The organism is Erwinia plantamica, from assembly GCF_043420595.1.
Lineage (GTDB): Bacteria > Pseudomonadota > Gammaproteobacteria > Enterobacterales > Enterobacteriaceae > Erwinia > Erwinia aeris.
On record NZ_JBGCUC010000030.1, the window covers coordinates 1 to 15331 of the forward strand.

The 15331-nt window shown below is 57.3% G+C and carries 16 protein-coding genes and 1 riboswitch; of the genes, 9 read left to right on the plus strand and 7 right to left on the minus strand.

Going from position 1 to position 15331, the window contains the following annotated elements; genetic code table 11:
• Positions 1-365: 365 nt before the first annotated feature.
• Positions 366-1955 carry a bifunctional phosphoribosylaminoimidazolecarboxamide formyltransferase/IMP cyclohydrolase gene (gene purH, locus AB3U87_RS21080; RefSeq protein WP_301730644.1) on the plus strand — a complete coding sequence of 530 codons (1590 nt, stop codon included), beginning with the start codon at positions 366-368 and terminating at the stop codon, positions 1953-1955.
• Positions 1956-1968: 13 nt separating this feature from the next.
• Entirely contained in the window at positions 1969-3249 is a 1281-nt protein-coding gene (purD, locus tag AB3U87_RS21085; RefSeq protein ID WP_253456258.1) for a phosphoribosylamine--glycine ligase, read from the plus strand.
• A 51-nt stretch (positions 3250-3300) separates the two neighbouring features.
• On the opposite strand, the gene AB3U87_RS21090 is transcribed toward purD, so the two are convergent.
• The 6 genes from AB3U87_RS21090 to nudC all read right to left on the minus strand — a co-directional run bounded on the left by AB3U87_RS21090 (position 3301) and on the right by nudC (position 7703).
• Positions 3301-3954: a DUF1481 domain-containing protein gene (locus tag AB3U87_RS21090; protein ID WP_369896994.1), complete on the minus strand. Its 654-nt coding sequence runs from the start codon at positions 3952-3954 to the stop codon at positions 3301-3303.
• An 80-nt stretch (positions 3955-4034) separates the two neighbouring features.
• Entirely contained in the window at positions 4035-4307 is a 273-nt protein-coding gene (gene hupA / locus AB3U87_RS21095) for a nucleoid-associated protein HU-alpha (protein WP_017803060.1), read from the minus strand.
• A 188-nt stretch (positions 4308-4495) separates the two neighbouring features.
• Complete coding sequence (locus tag AB3U87_RS21100) at positions 4496-5086, minus strand: YjaG family protein (RefSeq protein WP_253456260.1); 591 nt, start codon at positions 5084-5086, stop codon at positions 4496-4498.
• 65 nt (positions 5087-5151) lie between these two features.
• The gene (gene nfi, locus AB3U87_RS21105) at positions 5152-5820 is read right to left on the minus strand and encodes a deoxyribonuclease V (protein ID WP_125290958.1); all 669 of its coding nucleotides are present in this window, start codon (positions 5818-5820) and stop codon (positions 5152-5154) included.
• Between the two features lie 2 nt (positions 5821-5822).
• Positions 5823-6890, minus strand: coding sequence for a uroporphyrinogen decarboxylase (gene hemE, locus AB3U87_RS21110; protein ID WP_125290957.1), 1068 nt, complete (start codon positions 6888-6890; stop codon positions 5823-5825).
• A 39-nt stretch (positions 6891-6929) separates the two neighbouring features.
• Positions 6930-7703, minus strand: coding sequence for an NAD(+) diphosphatase (gene nudC / locus AB3U87_RS21115; RefSeq protein ID WP_253456262.1), 774 nt, complete (start codon positions 7701-7703; stop codon positions 6930-6932).
• A gap of 73 nt (positions 7704-7776) precedes the next feature.
• Between nudC and rsd the strand changes: the two genes are divergently transcribed.
• From rsd to thiH, 7 genes are all read left to right on the plus strand, one after another.
• Entirely contained in the window at positions 7777-8280 is a 504-nt protein-coding gene (rsd, locus tag AB3U87_RS21120) for a sigma D regulator (RefSeq protein ID WP_253456264.1), read from the plus strand.
• Positions 8281-8369: 89 nt separating this feature from the next.
• Positions 8370-8470: riboswitch (TPP riboswitch) on the plus strand.
• A 75-nt stretch (positions 8471-8545) separates the two neighbouring features.
• Positions 8546-10477: a phosphomethylpyrimidine synthase ThiC gene (gene thiC / locus AB3U87_RS21125; RefSeq protein WP_394150403.1), complete on the plus strand. Its 1932-nt coding sequence runs from the start codon at positions 8546-8548 to the stop codon at positions 10475-10477.
• Positions 10477-11121: a thiamine phosphate synthase gene (gene thiE, locus AB3U87_RS21130; protein WP_301253452.1), complete on the plus strand. Its 645-nt coding sequence runs from the start codon at positions 10477-10479 to the stop codon at positions 11119-11121. The genes thiC and thiE overlap by 1 nt, the downstream gene beginning before the upstream one ends.
• Positions 11114-11875: a HesA/MoeB/ThiF family protein gene (locus tag AB3U87_RS21135; RefSeq protein WP_253461160.1), complete on the plus strand. Its 762-nt coding sequence runs from the start codon at positions 11114-11116 to the stop codon at positions 11873-11875. The genes thiE and AB3U87_RS21135 overlap by 8 nt, the downstream gene beginning before the upstream one ends.
• Positions 11859-12059 carry a sulfur carrier protein ThiS gene (gene thiS, locus AB3U87_RS21140; RefSeq protein WP_253456271.1) on the plus strand — a complete coding sequence of 67 codons (201 nt, stop codon included), beginning with the start codon at positions 11859-11861 and terminating at the stop codon, positions 12057-12059. The genes AB3U87_RS21135 and thiS overlap by 17 nt, the downstream gene beginning before the upstream one ends.
• Position 12060: 1 nt before the next feature.
• Positions 12061-12837, plus strand: coding sequence for a thiazole synthase (locus tag AB3U87_RS21145; protein WP_253456274.1), 777 nt, complete (start codon positions 12061-12063; stop codon positions 12835-12837).
• On the plus strand, positions 12834-13955 hold the full coding sequence (gene thiH, locus AB3U87_RS21150; RefSeq protein WP_301730642.1) for a 2-iminoacetate synthase ThiH: 1122 nt from the start codon (positions 12834-12836) through the stop codon (positions 13953-13955). Before AB3U87_RS21145 ends, thiH begins: the two co-directional genes overlap by 4 nt.
• Positions 13956-14011: 56 nt before the next feature.
• Here the strand turns inward: thiH and AB3U87_RS21155 are convergent, their stop codons facing one another.
• Positions 14012-15040, minus strand: a complete 1029-nt coding sequence (locus AB3U87_RS21155; RefSeq protein WP_253456279.1) for a glycosyltransferase family 32 protein — start codon at positions 15038-15040, stop codon at positions 14012-14014.
• Positions 15041-15331: the final 291 nt, after the last annotated feature.

A 15331-nucleotide genomic window follows, 5' to 3' on the forward strand; every position in this document is an offset into this window, starting at 1 on the left:
CAGCTTCCTGAACCTCCTGAGCCGCTGGCCTGTAAGCCGTTGTGCCGTCTCAGTGGTTGCGCATTATAGGGAGTTCTCGACGGCTGACAACCCCTAATTTTAGAAAAATAGCGCGTTCGCTGCATTCCACAGCAAAAGGGCTATTTATACGCATTTACCCACAAAGTTATCCACATCCGGCGGTAAGAACAAATTTAGACGAGCATCACGCAAACGTTTTCGCTACAATGCCCCGGAAAAATCCCGGCCCCCATTTGGGGGCGTTACCTGAATCTTCGCTGCTTCTTTCTTTATAAAGGAGGGGAAAAGCTAAGATTGATGTAACGCTCTTATCTATGCGAACCAAAGCCAAGGGATAAAACCTCATGCAACAACCTCGTCCTGTACGCCGCGCTCTGCTCAGCGTGTCCGACAAAGCCGGTATCCTCGAATTTGCACAGGCGCTTTCCGCGCGTGGTGTGGAGCTGCTCTCCACGGGCGGCACTGCTCGTCTGTTGGCCGAGGCCGGCCTGCCCGTTACCGAAGTGTCTGACTATACCGGTTTCCCGGAAATGATGGATGGACGCGTCAAAACCCTGCATCCGAAAGTTCACGGCGGCATTCTGGGACGTCGCGGCCAGGACGATGCCATCATGCAGGCGCACAGCATCGCCCCTATCGACATGGTGGTCGTTAACCTTTATCCCTTTGCACAGACGGTGGCGCGCGAAGGCTGCTCGCTGGAAGATGCGGTAGAGAATATCGATATCGGCGGCCCGACGATGGTGCGCTCCGCGGCCAAGAACCATAAAGACGTAGCTATCGTTGTAAAGAGCAGCGACTACGACGCGGTGATTGCCGAGATGGACGCCAACGATAACTCACTACAGCTGGCTACCCGCTTCGATCTGGCTATTAAAGCTTTCGAGCATACCGCTGCCTACGACAGCATGATCGCCAACTACTTCGGCAGCCTGGTTCCGGCCTATCATGGCGAAACCCGCGAGCCTGCCGGACGCTTCCCGCGTACGCTGAATTTGAACTTCATTAAGAAGCAGGATATGCGCTACGGCGAAAACAGCCATCAGGATGCCGCCTTCTATATAGAAGAGAATGTGACTGAGGCTTCGGTCGCCACGGCGCAGCAGGTTCAGGGCAAAGCGCTTTCTTATAACAACATTGCCGATACCGATGCGGCGCTGGAATGCGTAAAAGAGTTCAGCGAACCGGCCTGCGTGATTGTCAAACACGCTAACCCTTGCGGCGTGGCGGTTAGCGATTCGGCTTTGGGCGCTTACGAGCTGGCTTACAAAACCGATCCTACCTCTGCCTTCGGCGGCATTATCGCCTTTAACCGTGAGCTGGACGAAGCGACCGCTCAGGCAATTATCAGCCGCCAGTTCGTTGAAGTGATTATTGCGCCCTCCGCCAGCGAAGCCGCGCTGAAGGTGACGTCGGCTAAGCAGAACGTGCGCGTGCTGATTTGCGGCCAGTGGCAGCAGCGTCAGGCCGGGCTGGACTTCAAGCGCGTGAACGGCGGTTTGCTGGTACAGGATCGCGATCTGGGCATGGTGGAAGCAAGCCAGCTGCGCGTCGTGACCAAACGTCAGCCAACAGAGCAGGAGCTACGCGATGCGCTGTTCTGCTGGAAAGTCGCCAAGTTTGTAAAATCCAACGCCATTGTTTATGCGCGCGACAATATGACCGTCGGGATTGGCGCAGGCCAGATGAGCCGCGTTTACTCCGCCAAAATCGCCGGTATCAAAGCAAAAGATGAAGGTCTGGTCGTGGAAGGCTGCGCGCTGGCCTCTGACGCCTTCTTCCCGTTCCGTGACGGTGTTGATGCGGCGGCGACGGCGGGCGTGAGCTGCGTTATCCAGCCTGGCGGATCGATTCGCGATGAAGAAGTAATTGCCGCCGCTGATGAACACGGCATTGCCATGATTTTCACCAATATGCGCCACTTCCGCCATTAATAAGGAACCGACAATGAAAATTTTAGTGATTGGCAATGGCGGCCGTGAGCACGCGCTGGCGTGGAAAGCTTCGCAGTCGCCGCTGGCGGAAACCGTTTTTGTCGCGCCGGGCAATGCCGGCACCGCGCTGGAGCCGGCGTTGCAAAACGTCGCTATCGGCGCGACCGATATCCCTGCACTGCTGGATTTTGCACAGCGTGAGCACATCGATCTGACTATCGTTGGGCCGGAAGCGCCGCTGGTCATTGGCATAGTCGATGCTTTTCGCGCGGCCGGGCTGAAGATCTTTGGCCCGACCCAGGCTGCCGCGCAGCTGGAAGGTTCTAAAGCGTTCACCAAGGATTTCCTGGCCCGCCATAAAATCCCGACGGCGGAATACCAGAACTTCACCGACGTCGAGGCCGCGCTGGCCTATACGCGCAGTAAGGGCGCGCCGATTGTGATCAAGGCGGACGGCCTGGCGGCGGGCAAAGGCGTGATTGTCGCAATGACGCTGGAAGAAGCGGAAGCCGCCATTAAAGACATGCTGGCCGGAAACGCCTTTGGCGATGCCGGGCACCGTATCGTGGTGGAGGAGTTTCTGGACGGCGAGGAAGCCAGCTTTATCGTGATGGTTGACGGCGAGAACGTGCTGCCGATGGCGACCAGTCAGGATCATAAACGCGTAGGCGATGGCGATACCGGCCCTAATACCGGCGGCATGGGCGCCTATTCGCCGGCCCCCGTCGTGACCGATGAAATCCACCAGCGCGTTATGGACGAGGTTATCTGGCCGACCGTCCGCGGCATGGCGGCCGAAGGCAACGTCTATACCGGCTTCCTTTATGCCGGCCTGATGATCGATAACAGCGGCCAGCCGAAAGTCATTGAATTTAACTGCCGCTTTGGCGACCCCGAAACGCAGCCGATCATGCTGCGCCTGCAGTCCGACCTGGTCGATCTTTGCCTTGCCGCCGTTGACGGCAAGCTGGATAGCAAAGACTCCGTCTGGGATCCGCGTCCTTCGCTGGGCGTGGTGCTGGCGGCGGGCGGCTATCCTGGCGATTACGCCACTGGCGACCAGATCCACGGCTTGCCGCTGGAAGCGACGCCGGACGGTAAGGTTTTCCACGCCGGAACCAAAATGCAGGACGATTTGGTGGTGACAAACGGCGGACGCGTATTATGCGTGACCGCGCTGGGCGAAGATGTCGCGGCGGCGCAAAAACATGCCTACGAGCTGGCTAAGCACATCTCCTGGCATGGCAGCTTCTGCCGCACGGATATCGGCTACCGCGCTATCGGGCGTAAATAAGAGTGATTCAGGGGGCAGCACTGTCCCCTTCTCTCTCAAGCTGGCAGCCGATTAAAAGCTGTCGGCCTGCGGCTGTTGCTGACAAAGGTCTTCCGGCGTCGCCAGCAGCAGCTGCGTGCCGCCCGGCGCTTCCAGCCAGGCAATGCTGAGCGGTTCACCCGATCCCTGCTGATGCTGGGTGATATAACGCACTGCGTTGCTGTCGAAGCCAGGCGAAGCCTTACCGCCTCCGCATAACCTGACCGCGCCCGAAGGCATCCACTCTCCCTGTAATAGCCTTACGCGTCCGCGTAGCAAATCGTCGCTGATAGTCAGCATACGTCCGGCATCAAACTGGTAGAGCGCGATAGCATCAGCCGTCAGCGCTTCCCGTCGATTCGCCAGCTGGCGCTGCATAAAGCTCAGGCGACCGGATTGGTCAAAGCGTAGCGTCACGCTTTCAGGATTTGCGCCCACGATTTTGCGTTCAACAGAAATCAGTTTGCCCTCTTGCCACTGGTAGTCCGTGGTTTCCGTTACCGGCTCGGTAAAAGGGGTATAGACCGTTTGCAGATGGGTTGACTGTGGGGAAGGCGTTTTGCGCCAGATACGCACGGCGCCGCGATCGGCAAGATAGCCGCTGGCGGTAAAATCAGGCATCTGCCGTGAACTACAGCCTGCTAACAGCAGCAGGAACGGCAAAAGGGAACGAGAGAAAAGCGTCACAAGCTGTCCTGGCAGAAACAGCTAAAAAGCCTTAACAAAAGGGGCTTAACGCCCCCCTGTTTAAAACTTTTCACTGTCGATTATTTAACAGCGTCTTTCAGAGCTTTACCAGAAACGAATGCCGGTACGTTTGCAGCTGCAATTTTGATTTCGTTGCCGGTCTGCGGGTTGCGGCCAGTACGCTCAGCACGGTGGTTAACTTTAAAAGTACCAAAACCAACCAGTTGTACAGCATCACCTTCTTTCAGAGACTCAGTAATCGCAGCCAGAGTGGATTCCAGTGCAGCTTTAGCCTGGGTCTTAGACAGGTCCGCTTTGTCCGCAATTACATCAATCAGTTGAGTCTTGTTCATAAGTTATCCTTACAGTGTATTTATCGCTTGCTAAGCATCGAGTGCGAGGGAAAAACCAGTTTCTGGCACTCTCCTGCATACACGCACCGATAGCCACTTTTTTCAGCCCCACAAATGTAGACCAGACTGGGGGCGAATGTGAAGCCTTAAGGCGCTACAAATCAGGCCTGAAGTCACGTTTTATCGCCTTACTGCTGAAAATTTATACCGATATTGCTAATCCCTGATTCCCGCAGGTCAGAACGCAGTCCTTTTATCAGTTCTGGATCCCTTTCCTCACAGGCGCTGAGCAGGCGAAAAATCTCCCACTGGATGTCCCATTCCTCTTCAACGGCAGGATTGGCTTTTAGCTCTTCCTCGGTCATTTCACGTTCGGCCTGGGTCATTTCCAGCATCGCTACAGAGGTGATTGAAGCTTCGCTGACGGCAATAGCGTGCGCCAGGGTTTCACCGCTCAAACGGGAATGCAGCAGTTCGCTCAGCGCGACGCAGGCGTCGATGGCTGGATAAACGCCGTACAGATCGTAATCCTCCGCCGCCGGAATGGCTTCTTCCAGCTTTTCCAGCTGCGAGTCAAAATTCACTTTGGCATCTTTCACCAGCAGCGTTTCCCAGACCAAATCGAGAATACGACGATAAAGCTGGCCGTCGCCAAACTCGGTCTGGCGGCAAAAAGCCCAGTAATTGGGATACATGCGCTCGCACAGGCAGGCCATAAAAGTAACGTGCTGCCAGCTTTCCAGTTTTTCCAGCCGCAGGTGAATCGGATTACGTAACATGTTGGGATCTCTTAAACAAAAGTGCGCGGGCTGCAGTGTAACCGAAAAGCCGGCGCCTCACACCGTTATAGCGGGATGCCGAGACGGGCGAAAGCGGGCCGGTTGGACGCCACGGCATCGGCCCAGCGCGTCGGTTCCGGCAAACGGTAGCCCTGCAGGCAGGTCTCCACCCAGTGCAGCGCCGTATCGTTACTGACGCGGTGGCCCGGCGAAATAAACAGCGGATTGCAGCGTTTTTTGCTGCGCAGCACCCAGCCAATCTGCTCGCCTTTGTCGATCAGCGGCTGTCGGGAGCCCGGCTCGTCGCCTAACGGCTCGAACTTGCCGCATAGCCGGCGTTTCGCCACGCCAATAGTCGGCACATCCACCAGCAGGCCAAAGTGGCTGGCGACGCCAAGACGGCGCGGATGCGCGATGCCCTGACCGTCGACAAACAGCAGATCGGGTTTTTGCTCCAGCTGCTCCCAGGCGGCCAGCAGAGCGGGATATTCGCGAAACGAGAGAAAGCCGGGGATATAAGGCATGGTGGTGGCTATCCGCGCGACGCGATGCTCAATAAGCTTCAGCGACGGATACTCCAACAGCACCAGCGCGGCGCGCGTGACCTCGCCGCCCTGCTCAAACCCCACGTCCGCCCCGGCGATATAGCGCGGTGGCATTACGTCAAAATCATCAGCGCGTACCACTTCCGCCGCACGCGTCGTCTGTTCCTGCTTTAATGCCTGTATATCCATAATTAATCCTGGTGATACTGTCCTGACAGTTTGTGGACAGCCTCCACAAAAGCACCCGCGTGTTCCGGCGGGACATCCTGATGAATGCCGTGACCCAGGTTGAACACGTGGCCCGTGCCGTTGCCGAAGCCCTGAAGAATGCCCGCCACTTCCTGCTCAATACGGGCAGGCGTGGCATAAAGCATAGAAGGATCCATGTTGCCCTGCAGCGCCACTTTATGGCCAACGCGTCGACGCGCCTCGCCAATATCGGTGGTCCAGTCCAGACCAAGCGCGTCGCAGCCGGTTTCCGCCATCGCTTCCAGCCACTGGCCGCCGCCCTTGGTAAACAGCGTCACGGGCACGCGGCGACCGTCGTTTTCACGCTGCAGGCCATCGACGATTTTATGCATGTAGTGCAGGGAGAACTGCAAATAGTCGCGCCCGGTCAGCACGCCGCCCCAGGTGTCGAAAATCATCACCGACTGCGCGCCCGCGCGGATCTGTGCGTTCAGATAGAGCGTAACGCTGTCGGCCAGCTTATCCAGCATCAGATGCAGGGTTTCCGGCTCGGCATACATCATTTTTTTCAGTTTAGTGAAGGCCTTACTGCTGCCACCTTCCACCATGTAGGTCGCCAGCGTCCACGGACTGCCGGAAAAACCGATCAGCGGCACCGCGCCCTGTAAATTTTTACGAATGGTGCGCACCGCATTCATCACGTAGCCCAGCTCCTGTTCGGGATCGAACACGGGCAGTTTTTCGACGTCCGCACGGCAGGTCACAGGCGAGGAGAAGCGCGGGCCTTCGCCAGCTTCAAAATAGAGTCCCAGCCCCATCGCATCAGGGATGGTCAGGATATCAGAGAAGAGGATCGCCGCATCCAGCGCGTAGCGACGCAGCGGTTGCAGCGTGACTTCACAGGCCAGCTCAGCATTTTTACACAGCGACATAAAGTCGCCGGCCTGGGCGCGCGTCGCCTTGTACTCCGGCAAATACCGTCCGGCCTGACGCATCATCCATACGGGCGTAACGTCTACCGGCTGACGCAGCAGAGCACGCAAATAACGATCGTTCTTCAGTTCACTCATCTTCAGGACTCTTTTTCATTCAGACGCACAGTATATCAGTTATTCCGCAGCGGCGCGGCAGAGCGCGACGGTGTCTTCTATCAGCCGACGGGCCACCGTTCCCGCCGGCGGCAGCTGTGGCAAGGCGTCGTAGCGATACCAGTTGGCATCCAGCAGCTCTTTGGGATCGATGTTGATCTCGCCGCTGTCGTAGTCGGCCATAAACGCCATCATCAATGACTGCGGGAAAGGCCAGGGCTGCGAGGAAACATAGCGCAGGTTTTTCACCTTGATGCCGCTCTCCTCCATCACCTCGCGCGCTACGGTCTGCTCCAGCGTTTCGCCTACCTCCACAAAACCCGCCAGCACCGTGTAGATGCCGTTGCGGTGTCGGGTATGCTGAGCCAGCAGGATTTCATCGCCGCGACGAATGGCCACGATGATGCAGGGCGCAATTTGCGGATAATAGCGCTGGCGGCAGTGGCCACACAGGCAGGCCCATTCCGTTTTGCTGCGATGCATCGCGTGTCCACAGTAGCCGCACCACTGATGCGAGCGATAAAATTCGGCCAGCTGGATGCCGCGTCCCGCCAGCTGAAACAGGGCGGGATCCTGATCGAGCAGCTGCCGCAGCGATGCCATCCCTTCCGGACGATTTTCGCTAATCAGCCGTACAGGTTCGCCCTGCCATTCGCCAATCAGCGCGCCTTTCGAGCCGGCCAGGCCTAAATCTTGTGCGTTTCCGTACGGTAATTGACCTTTTGGCAGCCAAAGTTTCTGTTCATGGCTGACAATCCACCAGCCAGCGTCTACGCTTGAAATCTCAAGTTCCATAAATTGCTCATCCTCACTTCACGCACTTACCGGATTGGGATAGACAGTTAAAATAACACTTTTGGAGTCACTCATGCTTGACCAGCTGGAAGTTTTGGCCTCACGCGTAGGCGGATGCAGCGAACTGGTAGACTTTTGCCTTCACTCACGCAAGCAGTTGTTAGTTGCTTATTATCAAATGGTTGGCATGAAGCCTAACAAAGAATCGCTGACTACGCTCGACGAAGAGGCGCTGGATAACTTCTGTCAAAGCCTGGTTGATTATCTCTCAACCGGCCACTTCACGGCGTACGAACGGTTTATTCAGGAAATGGAAGGCACCGACCAGCTGGCCAAAGCGGCGCTGATTTATCCTTCGCTACAGGCGAATACCGAACAGATTATGGCGATTTACGACGCCCATCTGGAAAACGCCATCGATCACGATAACTATCTGGAGTTCCAGCAGGCGCTGTCGATCGTCGGCGAAGCGCTGGAAGCCCGCTTCACCCTGGAAGATAAATTTATTCAGCTGGCGCTGGAGAAGTATGCGGATAAGTCCGCCGCTAATGACTCTGCGATGGCTCGTCCTGCCTGAAAAGTTAACTGTTTAATCCCTTGAGCTTTCCATAACGCCCCTTTATGCTGAAAAGGCAATCGCATGATTGCCTCTGGCGAAAGCCAGACTTCTTCTTGTCGGAGTGCCCCTCGGGGCTGAGACCGTTAATTCGGGATCCGCGGAACCTGATCAGGTTAGAACCTGCGAAGGGAACAAGAGTAAAGATCCAGGTCAGGGCCATCGGCTCTGCGCTTACTCCTCCGAACTCCGGACAAGCAAATTTCCCTTAAGTCAGGAACTTGCTATGTCTACCCAGGTTAAGAAATCCAACCGCCGCGAACAGCGTGCTGAAGCGCAGCAGTTTATCGCTGCTTTACAGGGCACTGCTTTCCCCAATTCCAGACGCATTTATCTGACCGGTTCGCGAGCCGATCTGCGCGTTCCCATGCGTGAAATTCAGCTCTCGCCCACCCTGACCGGCGGCGGCAAAGACAATCCACAGTTTGAAGAAAACGAACCGGTGCCGGTTTACGATACCGCCGGCCCTTATGGCGATCCCGACGCCGCTATTGACGTGCGCGCCGGTATCGCCAGGCTGCGGGAAAGCTGGATTGCAGAGCGCGCCGATACGCAACCGATTGAGCAATTAAGCTCCGTTTATACGCAGCAGCGTCTGGCGGACGAAGGGCTTGATCATCTGCGCTTTGAGAATCTGCCGCGGCCGCGCCGCGCCCAGGCTGGTCGCCGCGTCACGCAGCTGCACTACGCGCGCCAGGGCATTATCACGCCGGAAATGGAATTTATCGCGCTGCGCGAAAACATGGGCCGCGAGCGCGTTCGCAGCGAGGTGCTGTTGCAGCAGCATCCGGGACAGGATTTTGGCGCGCGGCTGCCGGAAAATATCACCGCCGAGTTTGTTCGTCAGGAAGTGGCTGCCGGACGCGCGATTATCCCGGCCAATATCAACCATCCTGAATCGGAGCCGATGATTATCGGCCGCAATTTCCTGGTGAAGATCAACGCCAATATCGGCAACTCTGCGGTCAGTTCTTCGATTGAAGAAGAGGTCGAAAAGCTGGTCTGGTCGGCACGTTGGGGAGCGGATACGGTGATGGACCTCTCCACCGGGCGAAATATCCATGAAACCCGCGAGTGGATCCTGCGCAACAGCCCGCTGCCGATTGGTACGGTGCCGATCTATCAGGCGCTGGAAAAAGTCAACGGCGTGGCGGAAGACCTCAACTGGGAAATATTCCGCGACACACTGCTGGAGCAGGCTGAGCAGGGCGTGGATTACTTCACTATTCATGCGGGCGTGCTGCTGCGCTATGTGCCGATGACGGCAAAACGCCTGACCGGCATCGTTTCGCGCGGCGGCTCCATTATGGCGAAGTGGTGCCTGTCGCATCATCGTGAAAGCTTTCTCTACGAACGCTTCCGTGATATTTGCGAGATCTGCGCCGCTTACGACGTCTCGCTGTCGCTGGGTGACGGCCTGCGTCCTGGCTCAATACAGGATGCCAACGACGAGGCGCAGTTTGCCGAGCTGCGCACGCTGGGCGAGCTGACGAAAATCGCCTGGGAATATGACGTGCAGGTGATGATTGAAGGGCCGGGACACGTGCCGATGCAAATGATCAGACGCAATATGACCGAGCAGCTCGAACACTGCCACGAGGCGCCTTTCTATACGCTTGGCCCGCTGACTACCGATATCGCGCCAGGCTACGACCATTTTACCTCCGGCATCGGCGCGGCGATGATTGGCTGGTTCGGATGCGCCATGCTCTGCTACGTTACGCCGAAAGAACATCTGGGCCTGCCGAATAAAGAAGATGTCAAACAAGGTTTGATTACCTACAAGATCGCGGCCCACGCGGCGGATCTTGCCAAAGGCCATCCCGGCGCGCAGATCCGTGACAACGCCATGTCGAAAGCGCGTTTTGAATTCCGCTGGGAAGATCAGTTCAACCTGGCGCTGGATCCGCATACCGCACGCGCTTTCCACGATGAAACGCTGCCGCAGGAGTCCGGTAAGGTTGCCCACTTCTGCTCCATGTGCGGCCCGAAATTCTGCTCGATGAAAATCACCCAGGAAGTCCGCGAATACGCAGCAAAACAGGAAGCGGAAGCAGAGCCGATAGCGATCGGCATGGCGGAGATGTCAGAGACGTTCCGCCGTCGTGGCGGCGAGCTTTACCATGCCATGGATGCCTTAACGCAGGAGGAAAAATAATGAGCCGTAGCGCTTTTCCCCTGACGGCAGCCAGGCTGGGGCTTTATCCGGTGGTGGACAGCGTCATCTGGATCGAGCGTTTGCTGGCGGCTGGCGTGCGCACTATCCAGCTGCGCATTAAAGATCTGCCGGAAGCGGCGGTGGAACAGGATATCGCCGCGGCCATCGAGTTGGGTAAACGCTATCAGGCCCGTCTGTTTATCAACGATTACTGGCGGCTGGCGATTCAGCATGGCGCCTATGGCGTACACCTGGGCCAGGAAGATCTGGCTATTGCCGATCTGGATGCGATCCACCGCGCCGGGCTGCGGCTGGGGTTATCCACGCATGATGACGCGGAACTGGATCGCGCGCTGGCCGAGCGCCCATCCTACATCGCGCTGGGACACGTCTTTCCTACGCAAACTAAAGCTATGCCCTCTTCACCTCAGGGGCTTCAGGAGCTGAAGCGGCATGTCGGGCGCCTGCAGAACGTCTCAACCGTGGCTATCGGCGGTATCTCGCTGGCGCGGGCGCCAGACGTGCTGGCAACCGGCGTCGGCAGTATCGCCGTGGTCAGTGCCATTACCCAGGCGGCAGACTGGCAGGCCGCCACCGCGCAGCTGCTGGCGCTGGCAGGAAGCGGAGGGCCGCTTGATGCTTAGCGACGGCGATTTTATGCGTTACAGCCGCCAGCTGCTGCTGGAGGAGTTTGGCCCGCAGGCGCAGGAAAAGCTGCTGGCGGCCAGCGTGCTGATTGTCGGCCTGGGCGGCTTAGGCTCGCCGGCTGCGACGTATCTTGCCGCAGCCGGCGTGGGCAAGCTGCTGCTGGCCGATGACGACAGGGTGCATATCAGCAATTTGCAGCGTCAAATCCTCTACCGCAGCAGCGATATCGGCCAGCCAAAGGCCACGCTGGCGAAGGATCGTTTGCAGGCGCTGAATCCTCAGGTCGAGTTTATAGCGCTTGAGCAGCGTATGGATGCCGCCACGCTGCAGGAAACGGCGCAGCGGGTCGATCTGGTGCTGGACTGCAGCGACAACATGCAGACGCGTCACGCCGTGAATGCCGCCTGCGTCGCAGCCAGCACGCCGCTGATCAGCGCCAGCGCGGTCGGTTTCGGCGGCCAGCTGCTGGCGATCACCCCGCCTTTCCGGCGTGGCTGCTACTGCTGCCTGTGGCCCGATAAAGCGGAGCCGCAGCGCAACTGCCGCACCGCAGGCGTTCTCGGCCCGGTGGTCGGCGTGATGGGCACGCTGCAGGCGCTGGAAGCGTTGAAGATGCTGGCCGGCCAGCCGTCGGCGCTGGACGGCAAGCTGCGGCTGTTTGACGGCAAAACGCAGGCCTGGCGCACGCTTGACCTTGAGCGCAGCCCCGGCTGCCCGGTATGCGGAGGCCATCGTGAACATCATCATTAATGATGAGCCGCACGTTTTTGTCGCGCCGCTGACGCTGACCGCGCTGCTGGCGCAGCTTGCCCATAGCCACTCTGGCACCGCGCTGGCTGTCAATCAGCAGATTGTGCCGCGGGATCGCTGGGACACTCATCTTTTACAGGAAGGCGACAACCTGGTGATTTTCCAGGCTATCGCCGGAGGTTAATATGCTACAGATTGCTGATAAAACCTTTTTTTCCCGGCTGTTTACCGGCACAGGTAAGTTCTCCAGCCCTGCCGTGATGCTCAATGCACTTCGGGAATCCGGCACGCAGCTGGTGACAATGGCGATGAAACGCGTGGATTTACGCGGCGGCGACGACGGCATTCTGGCGCCTTTACGTCAGCTGGGCGTGCAGCTTCTTCCCAATACTTCCGGCGCGAAAACCGCCGAGGAAGCCATTTTTGCCGCGCGCCTGGCGCGGGAAGCGCTGGGCACGAGCTGGGTGAAGCTGGAAATCCATCCCGACGTGCGTTATCTGCTGCCCGATGCCGTCGAAACGCTGAAGGCAGCGGAAACCCTGGTGCGGGAAGGCTTCACCGTGCTGCCCTACTGCCATGCCGATCCGGTGCTGTGCAGAAGGCTTGAAGAAGCGGGCTGTGCCGCCGTGATGCCGCTTGGCGCGCCGATTGGCAGCAATCAGGGGCTGAAAACCCGGGATTTGCTGACGATTATTATCGAGCAGGCCAGCGTCCCGGTGGTGATTGACGCAGGCATTGGCGCGCCCAGCCACGCCAGCGAAGCGCTGGAAATGGGCGCCGATGCGGTACTGGTGAATACCGCCATGGCCTCTGCTCGCGATCCTGTGCAGATGGCGCGCGCTTTCCGCCTCGCTGTAGAAGCGGGCGAACTGGCGCGGCAAAGCGGCCTGGGCAGTCAACAGCAGCAGGCCGTCGCCACCAGCCCGCTGACCAGCTTTTTGCAAAGCGGAGTGACGCCATGAAAAGCTTTGTCTCGCAGTGGGAACAGCTGGACTGGGACGATATCCGCCTGCGCATCAACAGCAAAACTTCGGCTGACGTGGAGCGGGCGCTGAATGCGTCTGTCGTTGGCCGCGAGGAGCTGATGGCGCTGCTTTCGCCTGCCGCGCAGGCCTGGCTGGAACCGATGGCCCGTAAGGCGCAATTGTTGACGCGCCAGCGCTTCGGCCATGCCGTAAACCTCTTCGTTCCGCTTTATCTCTCCAACCTGTGCGCCAACGACTGCACCTATTGCGGCTTCTCTATGAGCAACCGGATCAAGCGTAAAACGCTGGATGCGCAGGAGATCGAGCGCGAGTGCCTGGCGATCCGGGCGATGGGCTTCGATCAGCTGCTGCTGGTCACCGGTGAGCATCAGGCGAAAGTTGGGATGGATTATTTTCGCCGTCATCTTCCCGCCATCCGCGCGCATTTCAGCTCGCTGATGATGGAAGTGCAGCCGCTGGGCCAGCAGGAGTATACGGAACTGAAAACGCTGGGGCTGGATGGCGTGTTGGTCTATCAGGAAACCTATCATCCAACGGTGTATGGTCAGCACCATCTGAAAGGCAACAAGCAGGACTTTTTCTTTCGGCTGGAAACGCCGGACAGGCTGGGACGCGCGGGGATCGATAAGATCGGGCTGGGCGCGCTGATCGGCCTTTCTGACAGCTGGCGCGCCGACTGTTATATGATGGCGGAACATCTGCTGTGGCTACAGAAAACGTACTGGCAAAGCCGCTATTCAGTGGCTTTCCCTCGCTTGCGCCCCTGCGCTGGCGGCATTCAGCCTGCTTCAGTCATGGATGAGGCCCAGCTGGTACAGGTTATCTGCGCGTTTCGTCTGTTTGCGCCGGAAGTGGAGCAGTCGCTGTCAACGCGCGAATCGCCGCAGTTCCGTGACAAGGTGGTGCCGCTGGCGATCAATACGATCAGCGCTTTCTCAAAAACGCAGCCTGGCGGCTACGCCGAGACGCAAAGCGAGCTGGAACAGTTCTCGCCGCACGATAATCGCCATCCGCGGCAGGTAGCCGAAGCGCTGATCCGCGCCGGCATGCAGCCGGTCTGGAAAGACTGGGACAGCTGGCTGGGAAGAGCCTGAGCGCCTGCGCTACCGGGACCGAGAAGACCTGCGTCTCCTGCCTGGTTCAGAGGAGCCTAAGCGCCTGCGCTACCGGATATGCCGGGCATCGGCATATCCGGCATGTCCGGCATTCTGTCCGGCGCATCCGCAAACAGCACCTGTCCCAACAGGCTGTCTTTATTTACCGCGCCATAGCGTAAATTAGTGCTTAGGTATTTCCGATCCAGCCCGGTCAGCTTAACGATAGGCGGCAGAACATCCGGCAGGCGATCGATCATCAGCATCCGGCTAAGCTGTACGGCGTCCCAGCTTACCAGACGCTGATAATAAAGCGCGTTGGCCTCGCACTTTCTTAAATAAAGGTTGTACTCATTATATTCACGCAGCGCCTGCTGCTGCGTAATATTCAGAATAAGGTATTGCGGATCGGTAATTTTCTGTACCAGTTCCTGATAATTGGGCAGCTGTTGCAGCTGCTTAAACATGTCTGCCGCGCCCAGCGTAATAATCGGGCGGAAATAGCGCAGCCAGCTTGCAATAAACGGGTTCTTTTTCGGGGCGGCCATAAACCAGGTTTCAATCACCGGATAGCGCCGATCGACAGTGGAGACATCGCGATAAAAGGCGACCATGTCATAACGGCTGTTGCCGTTGACCGCCAGAAATTCATCCAGCGTGCGGTTTAGTATTACGCTTGCATCCATCCAAACGCCGCCATATTTATACAGCAGCTCCAGGCGAATAACGTCGCTTCTGTGGGCAACCAGCATGTCCTGCCGCGTAAAGACCAGCTCCGGCAGATAGTGCGACAGATTACTGTCATTCACTACCGTTACTGACCAGTCCGGGTTCTCTCGCGCAACCTTATCAACAAAGCTCTGGATTTCCTTTGGCAGCGTCGAGCCGGCCCAGAACATCCAGACCCGTTCAGGAATTTCGCCGGGCGTTCTGTTATGAATAACGATATCCATATCCTGTTCCAGAGCAGGATTGTATTCCGCTAATTTTTTCCTTTTTAATAAGGCTTTTTCTATACGCAGGCGTAGCGAAACCGCATTTTTCAGCGCCGGGCGCACCATGGCCTTTATCTTATTTTTATTCATAATACCTCACAGCAGCTGGCTGACAGTGCTGAGCGACAAATGGAAAGCGCGGCGTATCCGGCAGCGGGAATTTGTATTAATTTAGCAAGGTGAGATAAACATCTCAATATTAAGACATTGCCATTAATAGATTTAAGAGAAAGCTCAGGGAAGAAATGAGAAGCAAAAATATAAATCAATGAAGATTTAAAATAGCCACCTGTGAAAAATCTTATAAATAAAAAATTAGTTTTCGCTTACTTTTTATTTTTTAACGTAAAAATGAATGCGCCTGATAAATATGCGGCACGA

Coding starts and splice junctions, on each gene's coding strand:
- purH (WP_301730644.1), top strand. CDS start 366: ATGCAACAACCTCGTCCTGTACGCCGCGCTCTGCTCAGCGTGTCCGAC.
- purD (WP_253456258.1), top strand. CDS start 1,969: ATGAAAATTTTAGTGATTGGCAATGGCGGCCGTGAGCACGCGCTGGCG.
- hupA (WP_017803060.1), bottom strand. CDS start 4,307: ATGAACAAGACTCAACTGATTGATGTAATTGCGGACAAAGCGGACCTG.
- AB3U87_RS21100 (WP_253456260.1), bottom strand. CDS start 5,086: ATGTTACGTAATCCGATTCACCTGCGGCTGGAAAAACTGGAAAGCTGG.
- nfi (WP_125290958.1), bottom strand. CDS start 5,820: ATGGATATACAGGCATTAAAGCAGGAACAGACGACGCGTGCGGCGGAA.
- hemE (WP_125290957.1), bottom strand. CDS start 6,890: ATGAGTGAACTGAAGAACGATCGTTATTTGCGTGCTCTGCTGCGTCAG.
- nudC (WP_253456262.1), bottom strand. CDS start 7,703: ATGGAACTTGAGATTTCAAGCGTAGACGCTGGCTGGTGGATTGTCAGC.
- rsd (WP_253456264.1), top strand. CDS start 7,777: ATGCTTGACCAGCTGGAAGTTTTGGCCTCACGCGTAGGCGGATGCAGC.
- thiC (WP_394150403.1), top strand. CDS start 8,546: ATGTCTACCCAGGTTAAGAAATCCAACCGCCGCGAACAGCGTGCTGAA.
- thiE (WP_301253452.1), top strand. CDS start 10,477: ATGAGCCGTAGCGCTTTTCCCCTGACGGCAGCCAGGCTGGGGCTTTAT.
- AB3U87_RS21135 (WP_253461160.1), top strand. CDS start 11,114: ATGCTTAGCGACGGCGATTTTATGCGTTACAGCCGCCAGCTGCTGCTG.
- AB3U87_RS21145 (WP_253456274.1), top strand. CDS start 12,061: ATGCTACAGATTGCTGATAAAACCTTTTTTTCCCGGCTGTTTACCGGC.
- thiH (WP_301730642.1), top strand. CDS start 12,834: ATGAAAAGCTTTGTCTCGCAGTGGGAACAGCTGGACTGGGACGATATC.
- AB3U87_RS21155 (WP_253456279.1), bottom strand. CDS start 15,040: ATGAATAAAAATAAGATAAAGGCCATGGTGCGCCCGGCGCTGAAAAAT.